The organism is Bradyrhizobium sp. 35 (genome assembly GCF_023073215.1).
GTDB lineage: Bacteria > Pseudomonadota > Alphaproteobacteria > Rhizobiales > Xanthobacteraceae > Bradyrhizobium > Bradyrhizobium canariense_D.
The window spans coordinates 1-25,637 of sequence record NZ_JADPJC010000010.1; the positions used below are offsets into that span (position 1 = coordinate 1).

Here is a 25,637-nt window from a genome sequence, read left to right on the forward strand (position 1 = left end):
GCTCCTTCGATGCCGCCTCGTAGCGCCGGCGACCGTTCCGACCAACAAGCCTGACCCGCAGTTTCTGATCATCGTCTGCCATCACAAGGTGTCCACCTATTTTGGTGGACACCTCATGCATCAGAGCACTCAAAAGCAAAAGGTGCAGGGAAATTCGCGCTTACGATGCATCAATTGTTGGGATGGAGCGGGTGAAGGGAATCGAACCCTCGTATTCAGCTTGGAAGTCTCGAAATACTGTAGTGTCTTCAAAGGCTATTCTGACATTTTCGGCGTTTTTTGACCCATTAAGATCACCACGGCGGGTCAACCCGGAGCTCCCCTCGCCGACGCCGGCTAAAGATTATGATGAGCCGATTCACTCAAGGCCCGCCAAACGGCTTCGGTCGCTCTAGCGGGACGAAAGCGCTCAAATGGGCTGGGTAGGTCGACGCGCCGCCGCCGATGGTCGTGCCCGTGCTGATGCTCAAGTAGACGTCCTTCACTCCTCTGGGCGTTTCCAGCAAGATCCAGTTCTTGCTTAAGTCCCCTATCCCGATAGTCGTAAAGCGCATTGACTTGCCGAACTGCGAACAGGAGATGGGCTTTTCGGTCGTAAACGAATTCCAGGGGCCATGCAGAGTCCCCGATCTGCCGCCGGTCTTCGGAAGGGTCAAGCCGAAGCCTAGGCCGACCGCCGCATAGACGTAGGTGCACTTCAAATTGTTTTCCGTGTCCCATATGGAGAACAACGCGCTGGCAAACGCAATCCCGGCTCCGGCCCTGCCCTTGACGATGCGCTTGATGGCCGCTCTCGCTGCAAACGAGATCGAACCGTCGACCTCAAGCAGCATGGCTATCTTGAAATTTCGACTGACCTTTGGCTTCGGCGGAACGGGTCGGGGCAAGTCTGGCTTTATGATCGGTTCGAAATAGACCTTAGGCAGAACCCAAAGGACCACTGATCTATCGTTGTCTTCGTCCAGCCTGTGATTTGCCGTCTGCGTATTGCCGATGGCGTGCGTCTGCATTTGCTCCGGGCGGATGCCCATCTCTGACAGAGACCGCGCGACCGTAATGACGCGGTTGGCTGATGTCGTCATATTCCAATCAGCCGTACCGATCCGGCTCGCGGATCCCGTCATCCAGATCTGACCAGCGTCGTGCTCCACCAGGGGAACCACCTTGTTCTTGAGAAATTCGAAGTGCTCTGTCTTCAAGCCCCGAAACTGGTAGCCGGCAAAGTCATCGAAATCGAAATTCCAAAGCCGCGCGTGCAAAACCCCCACTCCCGAAAAATCCAGATCGACGTCAACCTTGCCCGGACCGGTTTTGTGGAACATTCTCTTCGACCTGCAATCGACAAATAGGAACTCGTCGGTGATCGTCCGGACGGCCGCAGGACCACCTTGTTTTAGTGCAGGCAGGAAAAGAGAAGTTCAAATCGACAGCTGCAACGAAGGTTGTGATCTTGCTCCCATTTCGATCTGGCACCGAAGGAGTATGCGCTTGTGCAATACGCGACATCACTGTCGCGATCGGAGCAGCTACGATATAAGAGAGTCGCGATAGGACGGGCCCTGGAATTCGTACAGCACGACGACTTTGCGCGATCGCCCTAGACTTGGAGGGCCGCTACCCAACCACGTTAAATCGGCAGTGCATCTGGATAGTACGTTTGCCGGCTTGTTCTGCGTCTGCCTGATCGCCCATCAAAAATAGAGCGAAACGGTAAGCGTCGTCTGGCGCAGCTGCAATATCCCGGAAGCACTTGACATGGTCGTTGGTGATCTCATCGTTGGGGTCATTTGCATATTAATTGCGGATGGCTTTTCCCAAAGCGGGAGAAGTGGTTACCAGCGTGATCGCAATCATGGACTCTTGCGCCGAACGCCTGGATTGGAGCGACGAGGATCTCGCGAATAGGAACGAAGGCGCGCAACGTGCAGAACGACGGAGCTGACAAATTCTGCGGCCGGCCACGGACTTATCCGCCAAATCGCTTGACCAGCTTTGAACCCTTGGCTGCATCAATCTGCTGGCCCGTCAGGTCAGAACCGACGCTCAATCCTATCGTCATGAGGTTCTTGACACGCCGCGCCGCCTGCTTCTCATTGGAATAGTCGATCTCGACGTGATCGAGGCTCATTAGATGGCCGAGCTCGTGAGCCCAGGCGCGTCCATTGGCGTGGTCATTGCCATACCATTGGACGAAGCTTGCCGGCTCCGGTTGGCTATTGGGGTATGAGCTTCCACCGGCGGCCAGATTTTCAATCGAATTGACGAGGTAGATGTGGACGGCATTGTCCGGATCGTGCCGAGAGGCAAGAACACCCAGCAATCGCTGGTCATTGCTGCGCGCGCTCTTTGCCATGTCGAGCGGCTTCTCCATCAAGCAATCGCTGATCACGAACGCGATCTTGGCCTTTGACCAGATCGTATTGACCACGTCGAGCGCCTTCTTGGCTGTCTCGCTGCTCCATTGCCCGGGCTCAACGCTCCCTCTCTCGGCAAATGGCGTGATGTAAATCCTCAACGGAATGGGCATCAACTTCTCCAAAGTTCGGAATTGCGATTGTATCTCCGTACGCTATCGTTCGAAATAGAGCGGCTTATATTCAGGGCTTTCTGATTAAGTCGGCTGGCGACTTGCGCACTGACGACTTCCGGTAGCGGCCACCGACGCGATCGACTGGTAGACCAAAGGCCCGCCTTCGCGACTCGGAGACTGGTTCCCGCATTGCGAAGGAGCAGTTTCCGGGGCGAGCGTCCGGCAGGAACCTGAAGATCGAGCACCGGGGAACATGGAAAGCCGAACTGACGGGCTCCTGACCTCCGCGCAAGCTGTAATCGAGAGATTGACCCGCAAGCCGGCGTCCTGGACTTCACGTCCCCTCGATCTGCCGACCGCGGAATCTTCGTTTGAACCAAGCCAGAGGCTCTGCTGCGCTGCCGCGAACACGCCTTAAGTGCAATAATCCTATAATTTCAAAAGCTTAATTCGCCAGCGCGAGACATCGATACTGGCGGGTGCCCATCATCCACATGAAACGGCACACAGCGCCGGCCCGCGATTTCTTCCGTGCCGTTTGAACGCGAGCGCAGTGCCAGACAACACATAGGAATGGATCGGGCTCGAAACTGGTACTGTACGGAGATAGGCCAGCGGCCAGTGGCGTGTGAATTCAGTAATCATGCCTTACGCGGCCATCTTCGCGACGTTATCATTCGATGAGCATAGGTTGGGTGTTCGCCATGAGGTTATACAGGCACCTTCGAGTTTTGCTTCTTCTTGCCGCTTCGCTGTTACTGGCAGCCCAGCCAGCCTGGGCGACAAAGCGCGTGGCTTTGGTGGTTGGCAATGCCAACTATCAGAATGCCCCTCTGCTCCCAAACCCGGCCAACGACGCTGCCGCCATCACTGAAACCTTGAAGGGCGCAGGTTTCGATGTGGTTGACTCAAGGCTCAACCTCGCCGCGACCGATATGCGGCGGGCCCTGAGAGAATTCGCCGATCAGGCGCGCAATGCGGACATAGCCCTGGTGTACTATGCTGGCCACGGCATCGAGATCGACGGGACAAACTATCTGATCCCGACCGACGCCAGACTCGAACGTGACACTGATATTTATGACGAAGCATTCTCACTCGACCGCGTCCTGCTGGCAATCGAGCCTGCGAGACAGTTGCGCGTGGTGATCGTCGACGCGTGCCGCAACAATCCGTTTGCCGATTCGATGAAGCGTACAGTTGCCTCTCGATCAATCAGCCGCGGGCTGGCCAGGGTCGAACCCGCCGTCTCCAACACGCTGATCGCGTTTGCCGCGAAAGCCGGACTAACCGCACTCGATGGCAACAGCAAGAATAGTCCGTATGCGACGGCTCTCGTAAAGTACATCGCAAAGCCGGGGCTCGACTTGCGTAGGGCCTTCGGCTTCGTCCGCGATGATGTCTTGCAAGCCACCGGCAACCGACAGGAGCCCTATGTCTACGGCTCGCTGGGCGGCGAAGACGTTGCACTTGTTCCCGCTGCCAAGGCTGATGAGCCGGTGCAAGCAGCCAACCCCCAGGCAGAAATTCGTCGTGATTACGAATTGGCCTTGCAACTACGCAACAAGCCCGCTCTGGACGCGTTCCTGAACCAGCATCCGGACGGATACTACGCAAATCTTGCCAAGCTGCAGCTTAATCAGCTCGATGCTGAGGACGCACGCGTCGCGGCAACAGCGAAGGCGCAGCAGGCGGAACAGCAGAAAACTCGGCTGATGTCGCAGGGCGCCCAGCGTGCCGACCAAGAGAAGGCGGCCGCGGATCTGAAGGCTGCGGAAGACGCCCGAATTGCCGCCGAGAAGGCGAAACAGGCCGCGCAGGAGCAGGCCACCGAGGCAGAACGGAAACGAATTGCGTCCGAATCTACAATCGTTGCGGCTCTCTCCGGGAATAAGCCGGCTGTTGGGAGTGCCTTCGCGGACAATCCTACAGTCGCTGCGCTGGCTGACGACAATACGCCGCCAAAGCTTGCCGCACTCAGCGCCGAGCCGCGCCAGACCGATATCGCAAAAGCCGATATTACCAAATCCGTACAAAGCGAATTGAACCGCGTCGGCTGCTTCACCGGTAGCGTAGATGGCCGATGGAATGCGGCCTCCCAGCGCTCCTTGGCTCTCTTCAACCAGCACGCCGGAACCAAATTTGACGCCAAGCTCGCAAGTCTCGACGCGCTTGACGCAATCAAGCTCAAGCCGTCCCGGGTCTGTCCCCTGATCTGTGATCATGGCTACAAGGCTGACGGCGACCACTGCAGCAGAATCTCCTGTGCAAGGGGCTCGTTCCTCAACGACGACAATGAATGCGAGAAACAGCGCGCCAGGCCCGCCAATGCCGCCAAGAGCAATGACAGTCAGCGGCAGGATCGGCCATTGCGTCAGCGGGCGCAGGCGAGCGCAGGCGGCTATGGCGCTGCGGTGGGCCATGCGACGGTCAGTCCTCAGATCATATGCAACGCCAGCAGCTGCCGTCCGGTCCAGCGCGGCTGCCATCTCGAATATCGCGGCGGTGGCGGGCCAGGCAACGAGGCCAATGTCGAGGTATGCCACTAGCCTCACCGCTCCTACACAACTGCGCGCTGGCACGGCGCCGAGTTGCCACGGTGCGAGGCCCGGTGGATTTGGGATCGCAAGCATGACGAGTGGCCGAGCTAACGTCAGGTCGACCAAGTGCCAAGCCTGATGTGGCCGAATCGGAGCGACCTGCGTGGTTGCGTGTGAGCTTGAGCAAAAGGACGCCAACGCCTTTCCTGGGGTGACGCTCTTCACGAAGCGGCAGGCGCCCGGCATGAAACCAACGGCGGTTTATCTTCCGCCAAAGCACCCAACAGCCGCCACCAAATTCGATGTCGTGATCTGGCTTCACGGCTTCTACGTCAAAAACCATGAATTCCTTTTCCACAACGATCCAGCGCGGCTGCGCGAACAGGTGCGGGATTCCGGCAAGGACGTGGTGCTCATCGCGCCGTTCCTGGGCTACGAATACGCTGTGGGCAACACCTTTGCCGGAAACTACAGCGTGTCCGACCTGGCCACCGCGAACTGGGGTGAACGCTATCTCGAGGAGATCCTTGGAGCTCTGGCCAGGTTCCTGGGTATCTCCTCGACGTCCATTCCTCAGCTCCAGATCGGCAAGCTCATCATCGCATGCCACTCCGGCGGTGGTAACGGCATGCGCAATCTCGTCGGGAGCCTCGGAAAGTATCAGGGGAAGCTGACGGCTTGTTGGGGATTTGATTGCCTTTACGGTGCCAATGCGCGGCCCGACGATGCGACCTTTTGGTACCAGTGGCTATCTGGGCAGAGCGGCCACGCCCTCGAGATCGTGTATGGTCCGTCAACTCTCCCGCAATCGGTGAAGCTGGACCTGATCGGGCGCGGGCTGGCGACGGCCGATGGCAATCAAACCCAGCCTCAGCGCCCTGCCCTCAAGAATCTCAACGTAAGCTTGGGTCATTACGACCTGTTCCCGGCATTTGGACAGATGGTCAGGGTCAACGATCTTGACGCGGCTTTCGTGGATCGCTTCATGATACCGCAGGTCGCGGACCAACCGCGGCATAAGCCTGCGCCGCTGGACGGGGAATTCCTCCAGCACGCGATTTCCAACATTCGCAGTGCTTTTCCCTTTCCAAAGGACATTCATTACATGATCGCCCGCGGTGGCTTCTTCAGCCGACTGAGCAAGCTATAGCCCCAAGCCTCACAGGACTCACTTGATGGAATAGGATTTGACGTCGAACGACCAATTGTTCGTCACGAGCTTTCCGCTGCTGTTGTCCGGCACGCGCAGCTCACTGGTCCAGGCCGATAGGTAGCTCAACGCGTCCGCCTGACCTTCCAGCTTGCGAGGCATGTCCGGCAAATCGAGCAATTGCACGCGCAGCTCGCTCAGGATGGCGATCATCATTGCGGACCCCGTCGGCGGTGCGACGACATATTCAAAACCACGCTGCCGCGCCGCCGGAGCAGGGACGACAAATTCGACACCCGGCTTGACGAGATTAATGTCGCGTTCGTTCGACTGCGCCAATAGCTCGGGGGTCGGAAAGATCTGGGACATCCGCCCTTCCGAGTCGACGTCAACCAGAATGAGATATCCAGGCCTCCTGGCGGTGACGCCGAACGAGACCTTGGCGCCGACGTTGACGGTCTGGCTCGGCAGGATCTGAAGGGACACACTCGCGGTATTGGTCTGCCTGCGCACCGCTTGTGCGGGCCAAAGCCAAGGTACGTACGTCGTGCCGATATGCAACGCCCCCGTCGGCAACGGTGCTGCGGACGCAGGTCCGCTGCCCGCCTGTAGCAGCAGGAATGCGAACCATGCTCGCTTGCGGCGGATCGACTGCGATGACGGCATGGCGTGCTCCCCTAAGAGTCAGGGAGCACTGAAGAAGCCGATCGAGGCGATTCGCGCGTCCGCGGGCAAGTAACGCTCGAGACTCTTGATCACCTGCCCCGAGGCGCGACGCCGGTTGAACTGCACTAGGGCTGTCTCAAGCTCGACCATGCGTTGCTGCGAAGTCACCGCAACGATCTGTTCCGCACCGAACGGCTCGCCGACCCTGAGCGGTAGGCGCAAACTCGCCGATCTGGCCAACGCCGCATCAGCACCCACCGGATACAACAATTGGATGGTGCCATCGCCGGACACATTGAACAGCAGCACCGCCCTTGATGCCACATCAGACAAGTCAACTTCGATGGTCTGGCCAGCACGTTGTTGGCGATCGTCTGGCCAAATACGCATCACCTGCGGCGACCGTGTCGCAATGCGCTTGAGTTCACGAATTGCCGCAGTCCTATCAATCACCGTCGGCAGGCTGGCAACGTCCATCCCGTAGGCGACCACATCACCCCAAGCGATCACGTCGTGCGACACAGGATCCCATATCAGGTCGGGATTGTCCGTCGGTTGAACAGCCTGCACGGAAACATCTTTTGGCTTCACGCTGACAAAATAGCTAGTCTTGCCGTCCAGCGCCGCCAGCCGGATTGGTGCAACGAGGCGTAGAGGCCCCGGCGCGCCGGCGATCGGAAGTTCCTTGGCCGCCCCCGCAAGGGTCGGAATGGTTGGAGCCTTGGCCGTGACAGCCGACGGTGCGGGCGCCTGTCCATCGACGGGCACCCCGGCTCCGGCCTGACCCGAGGCCGCTCTCGCGGCCGGCCCCTGAATCAGCACGACACCGCGCGTCAATCCGAAGGCGACGTCGGTATCCGGCGTCTGAGCTGGCGATGATACAGTCACGATGTTCTGGCGCTGGTCCGAGAGCTGATAGACCACCTGCCGAACGTTGCTGAAAAGCTCCTTAAGCGTCACCTTCCCATCGTGATTGATGTCCGCGCTACCTTCGACCGCACGCGCGACCGCATAGCTGAGAGCCCCGCGTAGGCCATCGATGCCAGGAATGCGGACTTCCGGCGCTTTGGTGTAGCGGTCCACCGCGGCCAGAAACGCCGTGTGGTCAAGGTCAAGTTCAGACTTCGGATCGTTGCTGTCCGACACCGGCTTCAGTTCGTCGACCAGCAACGTGTAGCGCGGGACCTGCCGGAAGCTCATCTCAGCGGCACGCGGATCGATGTCGCGCACCATACCGCCACCGTGGCAGGTGTCAGCCACGAAGATCACCCTCGCTCCGCGCAGCTCGAACTGCCGTATGAAATGGTTGAACTCGCTGCCCAGAACCCGCTCAACGGACCCGGTTGGCGTGGTTTCAAAGCCTGGCAGCAGGAACACGTTCTCCATCCCGTCCGGCTCCGCGCCCTTGACGCGCTCCGGCTCCTGGGTGCCATGGCCGGCGATCGACAGAAAGATGAGGTCGTTGTTCTTGGTCCGCTCCACCAGTGCACTGATCTCGCGCAGGACGCCTGCCCTGTCGGCCTGCGCGTTAGTCAGTTCGACGACGTCGCCAACCCCCATGGATTTAAGGCTGGTCACGATGTCCGTAGCGTCAGCGACCGCACCCTTCAATTTGCGCACGTGCTGGTAGTCGTCGATCCCGATCACGAGCGCACGCACCGCCGCCCCATCTGGATTGCTGAGCGACAAATCTCCTGCCGCATGCGCCCGCGGGATTGTCAGTCCGATCAACGCGGCGAGCCCGATGGTGGCGCACAGCCGCCCTATCCCGCAGTCAAGTCCTCTGGGCATCCGCATCGTGATCCACCTCGACATCATGCCTACCCATTTTGTAGCTCTGGCGACACACTGGGTTCAGCGCCTTTTGCCTGCCGTTTTGCGGCCCGCCGGCGGTTGTTCAGTCTGCTCCTGATAGGCGCCCGCTGAAACCGTCGTCTGATCATCCGCGAACGCCCGAAAGCGGACCGGAACATAGCCGCGCGCGAGCAAGCTCGCCAAGGGATAGACGTTGCGACAGACGCGGCCGTTGCAGCCACCGGTCGAGGATTCCATCACCTCGGCCTTGCGATCAGGCGTGAACCGCAGGAACAGCATCACGTGCGAGCCTGGCTTGTTCAGCGCATCGCCGGGCCTCAGGTCCCAAGGATTTGCCACGGGCGCAGCGATCGCGGGGATAGCTGCAGTCGTATAGTGGACGGAGAGCCCCCACGCGGCGCTGACGAATGCCGAACAGTCGACGCCCGCCACATCGGGCCGTGGCGCATTGCGGGTGCACACATTGCCAGCCAGCGTTCCGCTCTCGATCCGCTGCCGGAAGTTCGCGAGCGAACCGTGGCAGCCCCAGCAATACGGTACGCCGCGCACCTCCTGGTTCACTTTTCCCTGCAGATACCACGGCCGACGAACACGGCTGAAGCCGCTGCATTGGCTGTCGGGATCGTTGCCGTAGTTCGCCTGCGTCAGCTTCCACTGGATACCCTCGAACGCAAACGCGGTCTCGATCGCCTGCTGGCGATTGGACGGCCTCACGGCGGCCGAAGCGTCAAATTTGACGCCGGATTGTGGTGCCGGCGCCGTCGTCGTTCGCGACGGCCGCACGTCGATAATCGAGGCATTGGTCAGAGGTCGGAACCCGACGCCAATCACTTCGATACCGTCCGGCTTGGTTCGCAGGAAATAGACATCGCCACTGCCCGACACCGTGACGAACCGTCTGGTCAGCGGCGTATTTTCCAGAGGAAGCTCATAGATTCCCTCGAGACGCCCGTTCGCCGCATAGCGTGCGACGAACGTGGAGGCGTTCTTTCCTGATGGCGGAACGTCCTCGGCCAGCACGTAGAAGCGGTCGCTGTTGTCGATCTCGAGAAACTCCACCGTGCCGAGCTGGTTGCGCACGCGCAGGCCGAGTTGGCCGATGGTTTCGTTGGTGACCATGGTCTGGATCTCGACCCGGACGCTGGCATTGCCCTTGTCCGGAATGATGTCGGCGATCACCGAGCCCTTGCTTCGAGAAGCCACGTATTGCCGGTCAGGCTGCCGGGTCGTCCTGATGATGGCCGCGCGGGTGTTCTGATCGAGCAGGTCCGCCGCGCTGCCGGGTGCCTGCGATCCCATCTGGGCGAAAGCGGAGACGGCAACCTGGTCGTCTGCCCCACGGCTCGAGACCTCCTCAAGCTGGATCACGTCACCGCCGAGTCCGCGCGTGGATTGCCCCGGCGCCGCCTTCAGCGTCCGTACGCCACCGTCCCAAACCATTATGTCGTCGTCATGGACGACGAGATCGGTCGGCTGGACGTCTTTCGGCATCTTGAGGACGTTGGGATCGGAGTTTGGCTGTTTCGGGTCAAACTGGATGATGCGACCGTTGATCTGATCGAGCAAAAACAGGTTGCCCTTCCCGTCGGCGCTGAGTGCTTGCGGTCCCGCGAGTTCCACGTCCTCGCTGGCCGGGACTATGCCGACCATGGAAGCAGCCGAACCGCCGGTAAAGCTGCGTACGACAGTATCGTCGGCGTGCGCCTTGGTTCCGAAAATGCCCGCGCTAACGACGAAGACCCAGATCCAATGTTTTGGACGAAGCATATTCGCCTCAATGTACCCCGAACCGATCGCCGCGTCGGATCGACTAATCCGAGATGCCGTTGATGCCGCGCGTCAATTAGTGGTGAGCAATCTCAATCGCGTTCAATTCTATCACTGGACGGTGATAGTCCGAAATTTCTTCAGCTTGCCGAGGAAAACCATGGCCCGGAATAGATTTGAGCAAGTGAACGAAGTCCAGCCCGACGCGGTCACGCTGCTCCTGAAACGCGACAGTGACGGTGCCTCCGGAGCGATCGTGCTGCCTGCCGCCGCGAGCCAAGGGCGGCTGACCACCGACCAAGTCAGCGCGCAATTGCCGGCTCAGGATGCTTTTCGCGGCGCGATCCGGCTGGCTAACGACGTCAAGCTCGCGCTCGTGGTGTGCGATCCAGACGGGGTCTGGAAGCCCGAATGGGGCGATCTTTATCAACCGATCGATTGACCCGCATCGGATGGAGCCGGCAAATGCTGCGACGCCGCATACAGACTAGCTTGCCGAACGAACCCTCCGCCCGACTGTCGTTCCTTATACCGGCCCTGATGGTCGCGCTGCTCGTTGCGACAGGCTGGCCGGCACGCGCCAACGACTCGGCTGCGGAATTGTCGATCGGTGGGCTCCAGTTCGTACGCACCAATGACGTGGCCATGGAGAGCGAGAACCTTCGTATCACGCTCGACAGAATCAGCGTTCGCTACCAATTCGCGAACCTCACCGCCAAGCCGGTCACGCTTAATGTTGCCTTTCCGCTGCCCGACATCGACCTGTCGGAGGCTGAGAATGTTGCATTGCCGTCAAGTGATCCGATCAACTTCGTCGAATTCGAGACCAAGGTCGATGGCAACCCGGCGCCGCTGACCGTCGATCAGCGCGCCATGGTTGGCAACAGGGATGTCAGTGCCCTGCTCCGCGAACTCAAGTTGCCGCTGCTGCCGATTGGTGGCCGCGAGATCCGGGTGACCGACCTGCCCGCGGCGACCCGGACCCGGCTTGTGGACGACGGACTTCTGATGCCTGCCGGAATGAGCGACAACGGTCGCCAGCAATATGCGCCGGGGTGGACCGTCAAGACCTCGGCTGTGCGCCAGCAGTTGTTTCCGCCCGTGCGCAGCGTCACGGTCGAACACCAGTACCGGCCGAGCGTCGGCTCCAGTCCTGACACCATTCTGCGCTCGAGCCTGCGCCGCAGCAGCGCACTCGGTCAGGAAGTTGCGCGTTACCGGAAAGAATACTGCATCCAGGATACGTTCCTTGCCGAGCTCGACAAGCGCACGGGCAATAACCAGACCAACGGCGCAAATCTCCAGGAGCGGCGCATATCGTACGTGCTCAAGACCGGCGCGAATTGGGCTGGGCCGATCCGGTCATTCAAGCTGACTATCGACCCAGGCGGCAGCGACCGCTTGGTGAGCTTCTGTCCTGGGCGGCTAAAGGCATCGTCCGCTACTGGAAACACGCTTGAATATACGGCAAGCGACTTCAAGCCGGATGCCGACCTAAAAATTCTGGTGATCGGAACATTCTGAGCGTGCCGGTCAATTGGTGAGCAGCACGTAGCGCACGGCCGCGATGACGGTCATCTTATTGCGCTGAGCCTCGCTTAGCGCCTGCAGGAAGAACGTGTCGGCGGCGATCGGTCGCGGCTGGCGCAACGAGTCGAGAACCTGCGGGACCGCCACGACCAATAGCAGTTGCGGACCGCTCGCGCGCGCTGTCGGGAGCGTAAACGAAAGTGAGTCGATGCCCGGCTTCAGAAGATAAGACAGGCTCTGAACTTCGCCGCGATCAGATACCATCAGGAGCTCCACCACGCGGTTGGCAAAGTTCTCGATGGTCCCATTGAGGGTTTCACCGCCCTTCAGCTCTGTCGCTGACAAGGTGATGCGTGGCATTCGCGCCTGATCGCTCCCGACCTGACTCAAGAACTTGACGGCTGGGCATTGCGCCTGGGTCACTTGCCTGACGCCGATCGAAGCCTCGAAACCCTGCTCACGCCGAAACGCCTTGTCGAACGTGTCGAATGGGACGGTCGAGGCACCGAACCCTTCGATGACAGCGGCATTTGGGCTCACGGCAATCGGCAACACGAAGAAGCAGTCACCGCCGGAATATTGGGCCACGTATTTGCGGATGCGCTCGGCGCGCCCTGGCCCATCGAGTGCCGGAGACTGCGTCGCCGTCGGCTGCGCGGGCAACTTCTCCGGCTCTTGGCGTCCGGGCTGTGGTCCAGCGGGCTCGACCTTCGGCGGCGCCATTGCTCCGGCGAGTTTCGGGGGTGGCGACAAGACCGCGGTGCCTGGCGCTGACCAAACCAGCTTGTAGAAGGCATATCCACCACCGCCGACCAGCAGCAACAATGCCGCGGCGCCCGCCCCCAGCCAGAGGCGGCGCGGACTCCGCGCGATCTCCGGCATCCTGTCCTGCGGCGCCGGCGACGCGCTTTCCGGCCGCCGCAGCGGATCGAAGCCATATAACGGCGCGGCCGGCGTCTGGGCGGAACCGGTTGGCGTCCAGCTGGCGACCTCCCCCATAGTGGGGCGCAATGCCGGATCAGGCTGCAGCATCCGCTCCAGCAAAGGTCGGATGCGCATATCCACACCACCGAGATCGGGCACACGCCGGCGCTTCTCCACCAGTTGAAATTGGCTGCCGCCCATGTCGAGTTTCTGTCCGGTCAGCGCATGGAACAGCACAAGACCGAGGCTGTAGACATCGGATTTCGCAGTCACGTCATTGCCGTACAACCCTACTTGCTCCGGCGATGCGTAGTTGTCCTTGCCGGCGAAGCCCGAGCCGATGATGGTTTTGTCGCCCATTTGGGTCGACCGAGCGATGCCGAAGTCGATGATCTTGGCCCGACTGACGTCGTCGAGCGGAATGATGATGTTGTCCGGAGACACGTCGCGATGGATGATGCCGTGCTCATGTGCGGCCTCCAGTCCCAATGCGACACGCTGCCTCAGCCGGATCAGCGCCTCGAAGGTCAACGGCCCATCATCGAGCATGTTCGAGAGCGAGCGGCCATTCACGAACTCCATCGCGAGATAAGGTCGCTGCAGCACCGGCTCGACGGTAAACAGGAAGTAGCGAACGATCGCGTCGTGCGGAAGATTGTGGAGTGCCGCGGCCTCTCGACGGAACAGCGCGAGCGCGGCCTCGTTATCAACCACGTCGGGCAGTAGCATTTTCACCGCAATAGGCGATCCAGTCTGGATCTCACGGCATTTGTAGACCTCACCCATGCCGCCCGCGCCGATCACCGCTTCGACCTCGTAAATGCCATTGAGACGGGTGCCGGGCGGCACGCCGTGATAGGACGATCGGAACGGATCGCTCGGACTCATGGTTGCGGCTCCCGATTGAGCGGAGATCTTGTCGTCCCCTGAGATCGTGGCGTCAGTAGTCGCACGATCACAATCGTCAAATTGTCAAGCCCGCCACGATCAAGAGCCAGCGCGAGCATGTCATCGCAAGCCGCCTGGGCGCGTCGCGTAGCCGCGTGCTGCAGGATCTCGTCGTCCTGCACGTGCCTGGTCAGGCCATCGCTGCAGATCACGAAGATATCTTCTGGCTCGGCCGGGCCTGTCACCACCTCGAATTCCGGATCATCGGCGACACCGACGGCACGCGTAATGGCATTGCTCGGCCAATCATTCACGTCTTCGCGCGACAGCGCACCTTTTGCGATCAGCTCCTCCAGTTCGCTGTGATCATGCGAGACCTGGCGAATTGCGCCGCGACTAATAAGGTAGACCCGGCTGTCACCCGCCCATATGCAGGCATAGTAGTTATCGCGAACGAGCAGAACCGCCGCTGTGGTCCCGACGGTGGCACCCTGTCGTTCATGACTAAGCGCCAGTATCTGCTGGTTTGCGCTGAAAAGCCGCTCCTCGCATTCCGCCAGCAGGTCTGCGGCTGATTCTGGTGTAGCGATAGCGTCGAGCGACTGCACTACGATGCGACTGGCGAGATCACCGGCCTCGTGCCCCCCCATGCCGTCGGCGACCGCCCACAGACCAACGTCGGTTCGTACCAAACATGAATCCTCGTTCCGCTCCCGCACGCGTCCGGCATGGGTGACGCTGCCAACATCGAACAAGGACGGAATATGCACCATCGCGCGTCATCCATTCCCGGATGCCGCGGGTCCGAGATCACCGGTCAGCAGCGTGACGTAGTGGAACGGATCTGGCAATCCGCGACAACTCAGCGCCATTGGCGGGAAGCCTTCCCCTCCGGCGGTCCACCAGAAGCTAGCCGCGGCGTAGACCTGTGGGTTGGCAGCGCAAAGTGCTGCAAACGACGCCGCGAAGGCTTCGACCGCCGAAGCCCTCCCCATTGCCGCAGTACCAAGCGACGTGACCGGCGGATCGCCGGTGATGGTCTCCTGCAGTCGTGGCACCGAAAGCCGATCCAATGCATCGGAGATCTGCTCGAAGGTTGCGGCCCGATCCAGGGTCGAAAGCAGGAACGCCTCCACTTGCCCGAACCATTCGTCCTGCGGATCAATGCTCGGCGGCGGCAGCGAGACGGCCTCGCCGGTCACCGCATGCAGGGTCAAGGGATAGTATCGCCCCACCCCATCGAGCGAGGGCATGATCGCACCCGCCACTGTCGTGCCGCAGATCGCGGCGCCGAGCCAAAACCGCCAGACCGGCGCGGTCAGAAAGGCCTGTTGCCATCCTGGGCCAAGCTGGTGGCGACTTGCTGACAGCGCAGCCTGTACCCACGGCTCCCAGGCTTCCAGGAAGCTGCGCGGGGTCGCGATCGCGATGAAATCGCGCTTCGCACCGATTTTGCCGAATATCCCGCAACGCATGGTCATATCCCGGTCGGGCAACGAAACTCGCGCAGCACTGACAGGTTCAGCGGGTTGCGCAACGATCCGGTCGAAATTTGATAGTTGAGCTCGCGCCCGGCGACGATGAAACTCGCGCTGGCCGTTTCCGCTTTCACCACTAACGAGCCCGCCTCCAACATCCGAAACAACGACCAGGGACCAATGCGCTCAAGTACGGATGGCGGGCCGGTATCGTTACTGACTGAAATTGCCGTTCGCGGCGCTGGGCCCGGCCATAGGATAGTAGTCGGCGAGTTGGTCTGCGGCTGTGGCGGTGGCGTAGGTTGCGGCCCGCCGAACAAGGACGGAGGGGCCGATCCGGCAATGGTTGGGCTCGCAATTGTGGTGCCACCGATCTCGGTCTTAACTGTCACGCCTGGTCCCGGTGCCCCAGGGGGTCGGATCGCGAATGAAACGGCGGGCACACCGCCGCCCGTCTGGAAGAACGCATCCCGGATATAAGCCGCATTCTGGAATTGTTTGAGCGTCTCGGGCGAGAACGACCGACCAACGGGGCTCTCCTTTCGCCAAGCCCAGTCCGACCGCGACGTGTCGGCATAAGGTGCCAGGTACTGGGTGAAGAACCTGTCCATAACGCCATTCGGACTGAACAATTTGGCAAAATCCGCGAGCGGAACTTCCTGGCCGCTGCCGCGGATAAACGGGTAGCGATTAGTCACGGTCTGTTGGCAGACCGGCGTGACCTGATCGCGCAACGTTTGCAGGATTTGTCCGGCGGTTGAAGCAGCGATGCTACCTTCGAACTCCGCGGCTGCTGCTCGCAACATATCGGAGAATGGCGGCGGCATGCGCGAGGCGTTGTTGCGGAGCGCTGCGACCTGGTTCTGGAGCGCAGCTGTGGCTTGTGCGGTCAGTTGGGGATTCTCGATGATCAGCGTCAGGTTCTGCGCGATGTCGTTCAGGTTCGCGACGGTCGAGTCGATTGGCCGGCGGGTGCTCTCGCCTTCGAGCGCTGCGTGGTAAGGCTTGAACTGTGCTTCGATCATCGTGCCAGGCGGTCCGTCCTGAGCATTCGTGAAGAGTGCTGGCGCCGATGCGGCAGCTGGCGCCGAAGCGCTCTTCGCCCGTTCCTTGGTCAGCACCGTCTCGTCGCGCACCGACTCCAGAATTTGCCGCATCGGCGAGGTCGGCGCCGAAAGCGCCCGAAGCACCTCATATTTCGGTTTGTCGGCGAGCAGCTTCTTCAGGCGCAGGCTCCCGAGCGCCGTTCGCCAGGTCGTCACGAAATCGTTTGAATAGATGCTGAGCAGATCGCCGGCCAGATTGTCGTACTGCTGGTTGATGGCCGACTGCTGGCCGGCATCCCCCAAAACCCATCGCTCCCGCTTCATCCGCTCAGACAATCCGGACAGCCGGGCGACGAACTTCTGATGGAAGCCGTTATACGTGAAGAACTCAGGTACCCGCACGGCGTCCAAAGGCTGCCCGGTCGTGGTTTCGAACACGACACCCATGTCGGGTCCGCCATGGCGGCCGGCGATCCAGTCGCCGGCGATCGACGCGCGAGCCTCCGATTTCAGAAACTCGTACGCTCGTTGCGACACGCTCAGGCGCGCCAAGGAGTTCTGGGCCTGCTTGATCAACCGGCCGTCGAGTTCGACCAAGGGCGGCTGTTCGGTCTCGAGGTCGAACATTGCCACGAGGTTCTCGTCGAGCAGGCGCCGCCCTTCTGCGTTGGTGGCGCCAGGATAGAGATTATCCGCCCAGTCACGTTGCATCCAGGAGCGGATCAGCTCGCGATCCGGCGACTGCAGGCCACCGATCATCAGATAGACCTTGAGCGCCTCATAGACGAAGGCAGGCTCGTTTATGCGCGCATTGAGCTGCTCTTCCAGGCGATACAGCAGGCGCGGTCGGAACATGCGTTCAAGCGCGGTGTGATAGGCCGCTTTCGAGGGCGACAGCAGCCGGGCGCGCTGACTGAGCCCGTAGCGAGCCGACAGAGGCACCGATTCGCCGCGCGATCCGTAGCCCGCCGGGGCGTTGCGAAGCCGGTAGAGTAGCGGCAGCACCTTGTCGAGATCATGATCGGCAATCAACGTCTGCTTGATAAGTGCCGCGCCGGCGGTTGCATACTCGCTATCCGCCTGCAGGCTTTGCTCGATCAAATCGGCGTTCCGCTTGTAGCTCACCAGCCAAGCTGCGATCAGCCCGATCGAGACCAGACCGATCAATGACAGGGCTGCGGTCTTCAGGACCAGCGCGCGGCGCACCGCGGCACGGTCAGTCGAGACCCAGTCGGCCTCGCCGATGATGACCTTGGAAATCAGATCGGCAAGGAAGAAGCTCTTGCCCGTGCCCGAATATGATCCGGAACCGACTTCCTCAGCGCCGAACGTGCGCGCCAGCGACCCGATCAATTGATCGATCGGCGTGCCCTGCTGCGTACCCGAGGTAAAGTAGAATCCGCGCAGGTTCGCGTTCACGTGATAGCGCGTCGGCTCGAAGATCAGGTTGAGGAAATCGTGGATCTGAGGCTTGAGCCGCGCCATCTGTGCCGGAAAACCGAACAATTGCACGCGGTGCTGGGGCGTCGGCTCGTCCTGCAGACGGTCGAGCGTCTCTTCGCTCAGGCGCTCCAGCAGACGGTCGAACTCGAACGGGATCTGCCCAACCAGATTCTGGGTCTTGTCGGCGGTCTGGAACGTGGCACCCCAGACTTGACGGCGGCCGGCCTCCCCGAGATAGGCGAAATACTCGGTGAAGCCGGCAACGAGATCCGCTTTGGTAAATAGCGCGTAGACTGGGAAGCTGACCTTGAGTCTCTGATGCAGCTCGAGCAGGCGCATCCTGATGGCATCGGCATGAAGTGCGAGCTCCTGCTTCGGCAGCGTCAGGATGTCTTCGATACTGATGGCGACAAGAACGCCGTTGATCGGTTGGCGCGACCGGCTTTTCTTCAGGATGTCCAGGAACGCCAGCCAGCTGTCCTTGTCGGCCTTGCTGTTGGAGTCCTGGGTGGTGTAGCGGCCGGCGGTATCGATCAGCACCGCCTCCTCTGTAAACCACCAATCGCAGTAGCGGGTACCGCCGACCCCTGCGATCGCCGCGGGCGTTGCCCCGCGCGCGAGCGGAAATTTGAGCCCGGAATTGACAAGCGCCGTGGTCTTGCCGGCGCCGGGCGGACCGATGATGACGTACCAGGGGAGATCGTAGAGATAGCCCGACTTGTTGCCGCTGGCGGTCTTCAGCGTCGCGAGCGCATCCTTCATGCGCTCCTTGAGCACTGGTTCATCGCTGACGGGCTGGTCTGCACCAGCGATACCATCGGCAATCTCCTTGGCACCCTTGCGCCGCTTGAACAGATTGAGGCCAACGATGCCTGCCACGGCCGTGGTGAGCAGCAGAATAGCGATCTGCCGGACGATATGGTTCTCCAGCGGCCGCCAATCGCCGAATGCGATGAAGGGACCGGCGAAATAGATCACCGCTCCGAGCGAGCTGAGCCCGACCCCGTAGAGAACGATGCGAAGAATGTCCTTGGCAAGCATCTAACCGTACCCGTCGCAAAACCACCTGATCCGGCGGTGTGTGCCTATTCGCTGCGTTCGATAAAGATCTCGACGCGCCGGTTCTTGGCACGTCCCTCCGGCGTTGTGTTGTTGGCAATCGGCGCATCTGCTCCCTTGCCCTCGACGTCGACGCGCGAACCATCGTTCAAGCCAGGTTTCAGTGCCGCGGCAACCGCCTTGGCGCGCTCGACCGACAACTCGAAATTGGTCGGGAAGCGGACTGTGCGGATAGGCGAACTGTCAGTATGGCCGACGACCCGGATCCGTCCCGGCTCCTTGTCGAGGGTTGCTGCGACGCGGAGAGCGATCGGCTTAAAGCCGTCGAGGATGGTCGCTTGGCCCGATGCAAACAAGGCCAGGTCGCAGACCCTGATCACGATGAAGCTGGGGGTCTGGTCCGCCGTCATGGCGCAGGCGGTGTTCTCCTTCGCGAGCGTATTGCGGATGCGTTGCAACTGGGTAATGCGATCCGGCGGCGGCGGAGGCGGCGGCGGTGGGGGTGGTGCAACGACCTGACGCTTGAGTTCGATCGGACCGGCCGGATGGAGCGCGAGCGCCACCTCAGCAGCATTCTCTGCCCGTCCAGCGAGGAGCGTCCGCAGAACGAAATAGGACCCGGTCAGCAGCGCGGCGACCACGGCTGCCACGAGCCAGACCGGAACACGCAGACGCTGCCGGCGCCCCGCCAGCGCCTGCCCGCGCCAGTTGGGCGACAGGTCGCTCATCGTTTTCGGTCTAACCCGGCGCAGCAATTCATAGAGGTTGCGCTGGATCAGTTGCAGGTTCGCAAGTCCGCCCCCTGACGTCCGGTGGATGCCCTGAAAACCAAGCGCAAGGCAGGCGTGCTGAAGTTCGAGGACCGGATAGTTGACCAGTGGATCAACCTTCAAATGGTCGAGGATCTCAAAGAAACGGACGCCGCCGACACGCTCGCCGAAGAACCGGCTCAGCATCGAATATTGCGTCCAGACGTGACGCTCTTCGGTTGGGATGTGCTGCACGATATCGTCAGCAGTGGCACACAGGATGTATTTTGCTGTGTTGGCCTGGTGCTCGGAAATGCCCGCTGAACGGATGTCCTTCTCAAAGAATTTGATCGCGTCTGCGACCTGCTCCATCAGGCTGGCGAATGACGCTCGCATGAGCGCCACACGCAACCGACCGAGCAGTTGCAGCAACGGGCCCGCAGCGCGCATCACCGGATTGGCATTTGGCGCGACCAGATCGTCAACGCGCAACGGCGGCCCTGGCGGCATCAAGGGTTGCGGCACCTGGCCTTGCGCGGGTGTCGAGATCCATTCCTCGGCTGGATGGCTGGCCGGCGCGGAGGCGTAGTTCGAGCCCTGTGGAACGGGCGAAAAGGATGGTGGTGGGGCCGGCGTGCCGGGAGAGGGTACGGGTGATGGCGAATAGGCTGGGCGTGCTGCGGGCCCCCCGCCCGGCGGAGGTTGAGAGATCGGCGCCGGCGGCAACTTCCCGCCGGGGTTGGGACGGATGATCGTCCGTTCGCCCCGCCCGAAAGGATTGACCGGCTTGTCCTTGTCGCTCATGGCCTGTCTTCCAGGATAGCCCAAAGATACAGCTCAAGCTCGGGCCAGTCGCCGGAAAAATGCATTCCGATCGACGCAGCCGTACTGAACTCGGGCCACAGCGGTGACTTGCGGTCGAGATAGAAATAGACGTGATCCGTGATGGCCCGGATATGCGGCGGCGGCGTCGGCAAATGCGCCAACGTGAGGCCCGGCAGGTTTGCGTGCACGATCTCGTTCATCTTTGTGTTCGGCCCGACCTTGAACAGGTGCGGGAAATCGTTCTGGATCTCCACAAGCGGCCGCCGTGCGGCAACTTCCAGCACCAGAGTCGCATTTCGGAATAGCGCTCGATCGCGGATCGGCGATACGAACGCATTCTGTGCGCGCTCGATGATCTCCAGGCGGATCGCCCGCCGACCCAGCCGCGCGCTCAAGAAGTCCTGGATGTCGCTCACCAAGGGTGTGAAGACGTTCTCGAGATCGTCGTGATTGTACGCCGGATAGTTGCGCGCCCGCCGTTCCGCCGTGGAAAACGTCGCAAGTTCACCCGCGAACCTCAGCAATTCCTCGTACAGGCGCTCCGGGTGAACGCTGCCGGAGCGCTGGAAATGAGTCAGCACGGGAATGGTACGGTTCAGCACTTGCAGGACCAGATAGTCGACGCTCTGCAACCCACCACCGGATGACGGATCGACGGCGTAACGCGCCAACTCGTCGAGTTTAGTCTCAACCCAGCCGATGATGCGGTTGAGCCAGCCATCGATGATCGGATGCGCGGCGCAGACCAGCATCGGCGGCACGAACTTGTCGTCGAACAGGATGTTCTTGTCGCGCACCTCCAGAATGCGCGCGATGCCCAGGCCCATGTATCCGGGCTTGCTCGTCTTGCGCAGTTCGAAAGACAGGCGCGGATAAGCGATGTCGATCTCTTCCTCGATGCGGAGCGCCGAGGTCGAGTCGATGAAGGTTTCCGAAGTGCGAACATAACGACTGGCGCTGTCGGTGCGGTCCTCGTCAACCTCGCGGGTGTTTGGCGCCGCGACCGGCATCATCAGCCAGACGATCTGGCCTGCAGCCGTCTCCGGCACCTCGATCGATTCGGGTATTGGGCTGTCCGCAGGGATATCGAACGGCGTACCGTCCGGCATGAGGCCGGACGCACTGCGCACCGCGAATTTGCTCTGTTCGGTAAGATCCCTATCGATCTCTAGCTCGGCAAAGCCCCAAGGGTATGGTGTCGTGTAGCGAACGCGCTTTTCCAGCAAGTGTTCGATGTAGCGGTCGTTCTGCTGCAGATGATGCGGCCGCAGAAACAAACCTTCCGACCAGAAGACCTTGCTGTACCAAGACATTCCTATATCCACTTAGAAATTGTAGGCAACCTCGTGGTCGCCGAGAGTTTACTTTGAGCCGGGCTTATCACCGCGGTCGTAATAGTTCGAGAAAAGCAACATAAAGGTTTCGATCGGGGCGTTGTTGTCGCGGCCAAGATGCGCTTTCCAGCGCGTCAAGAACTCGTCCCAGAGTTTGCCCTTGTTCGTGCCGAGCCAGGAGCTTGCGCCACGCTGAAGCTCGAGCTCGCGCGCCATCAGCGTCGGATCTATGCCCGCAATCAGCTCATGGACAGCGTGCTGCATCGCCATATAGGTTCTCAACTGATGTGACTTGAGATCACTGAAGCCCTGTGCAAAGGCGCGCTGTGCATCGAGATAGCTGCGTGTCGGCGGCCCAAAGAGAATGCGCATCGCTTCCTCCGAGGTCGGCGAGAATTTCAGCGGATTATTTTCGAGGGCTTGGACGGTGGTCTGGCTGGTGCTACGGGTCAGCTGCTTGGCTTGGGTTCGCGCTTGCAGCAGCGCCATCAGATTGTCCACGGTCATACGCAAGATGATGCCAAGCTGTTCGGCGAGTTCGGCATCGGACTTGCTGGCGAAGAAATTCTCCGGCAATCCCGCAGCGCGCGCCACCAGTCGCGCGAACTCGGTACCACCGACTGGCTTGGCCGCGACAGGTCGCTCGTCTGCTGCTTGCGCCGTCTCGACCTGCGGGTGCGATGGCGATGTTGGCGGCTGGGCAGCGACTGGTTCATCATCGATCCAAACCGACGGCCGGCGTGGAGTCGGGATGGCTTGCGGGCGCTCGACTTGCGGTTTCGGCGCGGTGACCGGACCGGCTGCCCAGTTCATGTCATCGTCCTGCACGGACGGTTGGGACGTAGACGTCGGCGATGACCATCGAAATGGGTCTACACCCGGCGCCGGCACGCTCGCTGCCCAATCAAGGAACCCCGGATTGACGGGCCGCGCCGCCTCGCGTGGCTTCTTCAACAGTTGCGGATCGATCGGCGGCGGAACGTCACGATCGGCCGTCCAAAGCTCTCCGTAATCCGCATGCTGCTGGACCGAGGGTTCGTGCAGTTGCGCCGCTTGATTTGGGATACGCCCGCCAGCCTCATCCTCCAGCGAAACTCCGATGATGTAGTGGCCGATCGTGAGCCGATCGCCGTCGCGCAAGCGGTGCGGCCCCCGCATGCGCTGGTCGGCACCATTGAGAAAGGTGCCGTTGGTCGAGACGTCGTGCAGCCAATAGCCACCGTCGCGAAAGTGCACCTCGCAATGCTTTCCGGAAATAGTCCGCGCCGGATCCGGCAGCGTCCAGTCGAGGTGACGGTCCCGGCCAATATCGACCGAACGCCTGCCGGTGACCGTAAACGTCACAGGTCCGCCGTCCGGAAGATTCGGTTCGTTCTCGATATTAAAGCGAAGCACCATCACATCGTCTCGTTAGCGCGGAGGGCGCGGTTCGCCGCGTGCCAATTGAATACCATCCTCCAGGCACGACGTCATTATCTGGTCCCGGAAGTCACGAGGGAGCCGGCAGAGGCCAATCAGCAGTGCTGTACGCACCGCCCGTGCGGCCTGATCTGGCTTGGCTTCCACGGGCGCAAATTCCGGGGGAACCACGCTTCCGCCGGACCAGCCGGCCGCCAGCGCCAGCCACGTTGCCGGCTGCTCAGGATCGTTGGCATTGCCGACAGCCAGCGCCTTGTTCCGGGACTGCTCGTCCGGTTGCCGGACCCAGGTCTCCACAATATTGAGCGACCTGCTATCGCTGGCATCGAAATGATCGAACATCCGCCGCAGAGAGCGACATCCCCAGCCAATTGCCACACGCCTTGGAAGTAGGTATGCACAATAAGACACGGCCGGGTGCCAATTGCACGCGTCGGCGGCCTCCTGAAGGAAATCCAGCGAAGGCTTGTCAGCGTCGGCTCTGCCGACATCATAGCGCGCCAACGGATAGGCCTGAAACAGATCCTGTACCGTTCCGAATCGAACCTGCCCCATGATCGTCAGCCGACAAGAGTTGGAGTGCCGTGAGCGACCAGCGGACCGCCGGCAGCAAGCGCCATGCCGGCCTGCGCTGTCATGGCGATCGTCGGCGCGTTGATGACGATGCCCGCCGGGGTCAGGATAATCTGGCTGGGACCAACCTGCAGGGTGATATTGGCGCTGGCCGTGAGCGTGATGCTGATGCCCGCATTGACAGACTGGTCCATGGCCAGCGTGATGTGTTGACCGCCCAATTCGATATCGAGTTTGTCATTGCCTTTCTTGAGCGTGGTCTTGCGGGTATCGCCGCCGAATGCAGCTTCGCCGATGGTCCGTGTCTCGGTGTCCCGGACCGTCACGTCATGGTCCTTCTCGGCATGCACCGTGATCTTCTCGGACCCCTTCTTGTCCTCGAAGCTCCACTCGTTGAAGCCGCCGCCACCTTTGGTGGAGTCCGACTTCAAGCCGCCAATCGTCTTTTTCGACGGCAGATCGTAAGGCAGCTTGTATTCGTCGTTGTACACGGTGCCAATCACCAGGGGCCGGTCCGGATCCCCTTCCAGGAACTCGACAACGACTTCCTGTCCGACACGCGGAATGATCTGACCGCCCCAGCGCTTGCCGGACCAAACCTGGGCGACGCGCAACCGGCACGACCGCTTCTTCTTGCGATCCCAGAAAAAGCGGACATAGATTTCGCCGAGCGACTCGACGTCGATTTCCTCGCTCGAATTGTCGTCTTTGGTCACTACCTTGGCAGTCTGGATGCCATTGATCCTTGGCTTCGGCGTCGTCATTGGCGCTCGAAACGGCCGATCGCTCGGCAGAAACTCGTAGCTGCCGAAATAGACGTGTTGCCCGGCGTCGCTCGGACCTCCGGTGCGATAAGATTCGATCGAGAACGAGTGCGTGGCTCGCACCACGAGATATTCCACGTTCTGCGAATCCTTGGAGTGCTTTTCAAGCTTCGTTAACCCACCGGGGAACAGGTTGACGGCGTCGCCGTTGCCGCGGCGCCTTCGGTCCATTGCCTGCTCGGCCTGGAGCTGGATCTTCGCGTAGCGCTCGCCGTCGGATTTTTCCTTGAACTTCCCTGGATAGTCGTAAAACTCCATCTCCGACCGGGTGTAGTGCTCGGAGCCCTTGGCGTCGCTGATCATCTGCGCGTTGGGCTTTTGATAGTTGTAGTCGTTAAGCTCGATCTTGCCGGTTCGAAACCGGCGCTCCGAGACCCATTCGTAGATATGCTGCTCGCCTCGACGATCGGCCCCCGTTAACGGGATATAGGGAATCGTAGCAAGACCGTTGATCGGGCTATGCGACGATTTGGAATCCGCCAACACCAGCGTATGTTTGCCGCCCTCGTGTTTGAAGAAGTAGTAGATGCCGTGCTGTTCCATCAGCCGGCACACGAAATTCATGTCAGTCTCGCGGTACTGAACGCAATATTCGAGCTTCGGACAGGACCCCTCTTCGGTCAGTTTGGATTCATAATCGGTGAAGCCGCGTTCGTTGAACACCTCCTTGATGATGTCGGGCGCTTTCTTGTCCTGAAAGATCCGGCAATCGGTGGTCCGCGACAACAGCCAAAACCAGGGCCTCAGCACGATCCGGTAGCTGAAATAGTCGTTCCTTACCCCGAGCCACTGGGCCTCTGTCAGAATGCCACTGAACTCGCGCTCCTTTTCATGCAGCTTTATGGTCAGCGTGCATTGCTGACCGATGGCTCGGTCGAAGTCGAGGTCGGCATCCTCACTGAGACACTCTATGCGATACTCGAACAGTTCGCTGAGACCTTCCGAGCCCTCGAATCCGGCAAAAACCAGAACGTCCTTGCCAAGAGGCGTCTTGAGTTCGCAGAGGCGGGTATCCTGAGTAAGCTGGCCCATGTGGGCTTAAACTCCCTCCTTCGATCGAATGACCCGCTGCAAAGA

The 25,637-nt window shown here is 60.8% G+C and carries 19 protein-coding genes; 5 read left to right on the forward strand and 14 right to left on the reverse strand.

Annotated features, from left to right (window positions below; all coding sequences use genetic code 11):
- Positions 1-283: hypothetical protein (locus IVB36_RS00645; protein ID WP_247390230.1), on the forward strand; the 283-nt coding region annotated here is incomplete at its 5' end.
- 79 nt (positions 284-362) lie between these two features.
- Here IVB36_RS00645 and IVB36_RS00650 read toward each other — a convergent pair.
- Together IVB36_RS00650 and IVB36_RS00655 are read right to left on the reverse strand one after the other, a co-directional pair.
- A complete protein-coding gene (locus IVB36_RS00650; protein ID WP_018457614.1) occupies positions 363-1,322 on the reverse strand; it encodes an OmpA family protein in 960 nt (319 codons plus the stop codon).
- Between the two features lie 644 nt (positions 1,323-1,966).
- The gene (locus IVB36_RS00655) at positions 1,967-2,371 is read right to left on the reverse strand and encodes a hypothetical protein (protein WP_240543159.1); all 405 of its coding nucleotides are present in this window, start codon (positions 2,369-2,371) and stop codon (positions 1,967-1,969) included.
- An 863-nt stretch (positions 2,372-3,234) separates the two neighbouring features.
- On the opposite strand from IVB36_RS00655, the gene IVB36_RS00660 reads away from it, so the two are divergent.
- Together IVB36_RS00660 and IVB36_RS00665 are read left to right on the forward strand one after the other, a co-directional pair.
- Positions 3,235-5,079 carry a caspase family protein gene (locus IVB36_RS00660; protein WP_247368062.1) on the forward strand — a complete coding sequence of 615 codons (1,845 nt, stop codon included), beginning with the start codon at positions 3,235-3,237 and terminating at the stop codon, positions 5,077-5,079.
- 154 nt (positions 5,080-5,233) lie between these two features.
- On the forward strand, positions 5,234-6,220 hold the full coding sequence (locus IVB36_RS00665; RefSeq protein WP_026233408.1) for a hypothetical protein: 987 nt from the start codon (positions 5,234-5,236) through the stop codon (positions 6,218-6,220).
- Between the two features lie 18 nt (positions 6,221-6,238).
- Here IVB36_RS00665 and IVB36_RS00670 read toward each other — a convergent pair whose 3' ends face one another.
- Genes IVB36_RS00670 through IVB36_RS00680 form a run of 3 tightly spaced genes read right to left on the reverse strand, consistent with a single transcriptional unit; the run spans position 6,239 to position 10,468 of the window.
- Entirely contained in the window at positions 6,239-6,886 is a 648-nt protein-coding gene (locus IVB36_RS00670) for a DUF4384 domain-containing protein (protein ID WP_247390231.1), read from the reverse strand.
- A gap of 18 nt (positions 6,887-6,904) precedes the next feature.
- Positions 6,905-8,683 (reverse strand): caspase family protein, encoded by a 1,779-nt coding sequence (locus IVB36_RS00675; RefSeq protein ID WP_039800154.1) that lies wholly within the window; start codon positions 8,681-8,683, stop codon positions 6,905-6,907.
- Positions 8,684-8,740: 57 nt separating this feature from the next.
- Complete coding sequence (locus tag IVB36_RS00680) at positions 8,741-10,468, reverse strand: hypothetical protein (RefSeq protein ID WP_247390232.1); 1,728 nt, start codon at positions 10,466-10,468, stop codon at positions 8,741-8,743.
- Here IVB36_RS00680 and IVB36_RS00685 point away from each other — a divergent pair.
- Complete coding sequence (locus tag IVB36_RS00685) at positions 10,350-10,910, forward strand: hypothetical protein (RefSeq protein WP_247390347.1); 561 nt, start codon at positions 10,350-10,352, stop codon at positions 10,908-10,910. The two genes, IVB36_RS00680 and IVB36_RS00685, sit on opposite strands and share 119 nt — an antisense overlap.
- A gap of 98 nt (positions 10,911-11,008) precedes the next feature.
- Entirely contained in the window at positions 11,009-11,992 is a 984-nt protein-coding gene (locus IVB36_RS00690; protein ID WP_018457622.1) for a DUF4424 domain-containing protein, read from the forward strand.
- Positions 11,993-12,001: 9 nt separating this feature from the next.
- Here IVB36_RS00690 and IVB36_RS00695 read toward each other — a convergent pair whose 3' ends face one another.
- The 9 genes from IVB36_RS00695 to tssI are packed head-to-tail and all read right to left on the reverse strand — an operon-like array spanning position 12,002 to position 25,592.
- Positions 12,002-13,810, reverse strand: a complete 1,809-nt coding sequence (locus IVB36_RS00695) for a serine/threonine-protein kinase (protein WP_085348553.1) — start codon at positions 13,808-13,810, stop codon at positions 12,002-12,004.
- On the reverse strand, positions 13,807-14,583 hold the full coding sequence (locus IVB36_RS00700; RefSeq protein WP_085348552.1) for a protein phosphatase 2C domain-containing protein: 777 nt from the start codon (positions 14,581-14,583) through the stop codon (positions 13,807-13,809). The genes IVB36_RS00695 and IVB36_RS00700 overlap by 4 nt, the downstream gene beginning before the upstream one ends.
- A 6-nt stretch (positions 14,584-14,589) precedes the next feature.
- On the reverse strand, positions 14,590-15,291 hold the full coding sequence (tagF, locus tag IVB36_RS00705; protein ID WP_018457625.1) for a type VI secretion system-associated protein TagF: 702 nt from the start codon (positions 15,289-15,291) through the stop codon (positions 14,590-14,592).
- On the reverse strand, positions 15,288-18,818 hold the full coding sequence (gene tssM, locus IVB36_RS00710) for a type VI secretion system membrane subunit TssM (protein ID WP_247362320.1): 3,531 nt from the start codon (positions 18,816-18,818) through the stop codon (positions 15,288-15,290). Before tssM ends, tagF begins: the two co-directional genes overlap by 4 nt.
- 44 nt (positions 18,819-18,862) lie before the next feature.
- Positions 18,863-20,389, reverse strand: coding sequence for a type VI secretion system protein TssL, long form (gene tssL / locus IVB36_RS00715; RefSeq protein ID WP_247390233.1), 1,527 nt, complete (start codon positions 20,387-20,389; stop codon positions 18,863-18,865).
- The gene (tssK, locus tag IVB36_RS00720; RefSeq protein ID WP_018457628.1) at positions 20,386-21,723 is read right to left on the reverse strand and encodes a type VI secretion system baseplate subunit TssK; all 1,338 of its coding nucleotides are present in this window, start codon (positions 21,721-21,723) and stop codon (positions 20,386-20,388) included. The genes tssL and tssK overlap by 4 nt, the downstream gene beginning before the upstream one ends.
- Before the next feature lie 48 nt (positions 21,724-21,771).
- On the reverse strand, positions 21,772-23,142 hold the full coding sequence (gene tagH, locus IVB36_RS00725) for a type VI secretion system-associated FHA domain protein TagH (protein WP_018457629.1): 1,371 nt from the start codon (positions 23,140-23,142) through the stop codon (positions 21,772-21,774).
- A 12-nt stretch (positions 23,143-23,154) separates the two neighbouring features.
- Positions 23,155-23,718: a hypothetical protein gene (locus tag IVB36_RS00730; RefSeq protein ID WP_026233412.1), complete on the reverse strand. Its 564-nt coding sequence runs from the start codon at positions 23,716-23,718 to the stop codon at positions 23,155-23,157.
- A gap of 5 nt (positions 23,719-23,723) precedes the next feature.
- Positions 23,724-25,592, reverse strand: a complete 1,869-nt coding sequence (tssI, locus tag IVB36_RS00735; RefSeq protein WP_018457631.1) for a type VI secretion system tip protein TssI/VgrG — start codon at positions 25,590-25,592, stop codon at positions 23,724-23,726.
- Positions 25,593-25,637 lie beyond the last annotated feature (45 nt).

Bases quoted from the DNA above. Each gene is read 5' to 3' on its own strand.
- IVB36_RS00650 (WP_018457614.1), bottom strand. From the start codon at position 1,322: ATGTTCCACAAAACCGGTCCGGGCAAGGTTGACGTCGATCTGGATTTT.
- IVB36_RS00655 (WP_240543159.1), bottom strand. From the start codon at position 2,371: ATGGAGAAGCCGCTCGACATGGCAAAGAGCGCGCGCAGCAATGACCAG.
- IVB36_RS00660 (WP_247368062.1), top strand. From the start codon at position 3,235: ATGAGGTTATACAGGCACCTTCGAGTTTTGCTTCTTCTTGCCGCTTCG.
- IVB36_RS00670 (WP_247390231.1), bottom strand. From the start codon at position 6,886: ATGCCGTCATCGCAGTCGATCCGCCGCAAGCGAGCATGGTTCGCATTC.
- IVB36_RS00675 (WP_039800154.1), bottom strand. From the start codon at position 8,683: ATGCGGATGCCCAGAGGACTTGACTGCGGGATAGGGCGGCTGTGCGCC.
- IVB36_RS00685 (WP_247390347.1), top strand. From the start codon at position 10,350: ATGGAAGCAGCCGAACCGCCGGTAAAGCTGCGTACGACAGTATCGTCG.
- IVB36_RS00680 (WP_247390232.1), bottom strand. From the start codon at position 10,468: ATGCTTCGTCCAAAACATTGGATCTGGGTCTTCGTCGTTAGCGCGGGC.
- IVB36_RS00690 (WP_018457622.1), top strand. From the start codon at position 11,009: ATGGTCGCGCTGCTCGTTGCGACAGGCTGGCCGGCACGCGCCAACGAC.
- IVB36_RS00695 (WP_085348553.1), bottom strand. From the start codon at position 13,810: ATGAGTCCGAGCGATCCGTTCCGATCGTCCTATCACGGCGTGCCGCCC.
- IVB36_RS00700 (WP_085348552.1), bottom strand. From the start codon at position 14,583: ATGGTGCATATTCCGTCCTTGTTCGATGTTGGCAGCGTCACCCATGCC.
- tagF (WP_018457625.1), bottom strand. From the start codon at position 15,291: ATGACCATGCGTTGCGGGATATTCGGCAAAATCGGTGCGAAGCGCGAT.
- tssM (WP_247362320.1), bottom strand. From the start codon at position 18,818: ATGCTTGCCAAGGACATTCTTCGCATCGTTCTCTACGGGGTCGGGCTC.
- tssL (WP_247390233.1), bottom strand. From the start codon at position 20,389: ATGAGCGACAAGGACAAGCCGGTCAATCCTTTCGGGCGGGGCGAACGG.
- tssK (WP_018457628.1), bottom strand. From the start codon at position 21,723: ATGTCTTGGTACAGCAAGGTCTTCTGGTCGGAAGGTTTGTTTCTGCGG.
- tagH (WP_018457629.1), bottom strand. From the start codon at position 23,142: ATGGTGCTTCGCTTTAATATCGAGAACGAACCGAATCTTCCGGACGGC.
- IVB36_RS00730 (WP_026233412.1), bottom strand. From the start codon at position 23,718: ATGGGGCAGGTTCGATTCGGAACGGTACAGGATCTGTTTCAGGCCTAT.
- tssI (WP_018457631.1), bottom strand. From the start codon at position 25,592: ATGGGCCAGCTTACTCAGGATACCCGCCTCTGCGAACTCAAGACGCCT.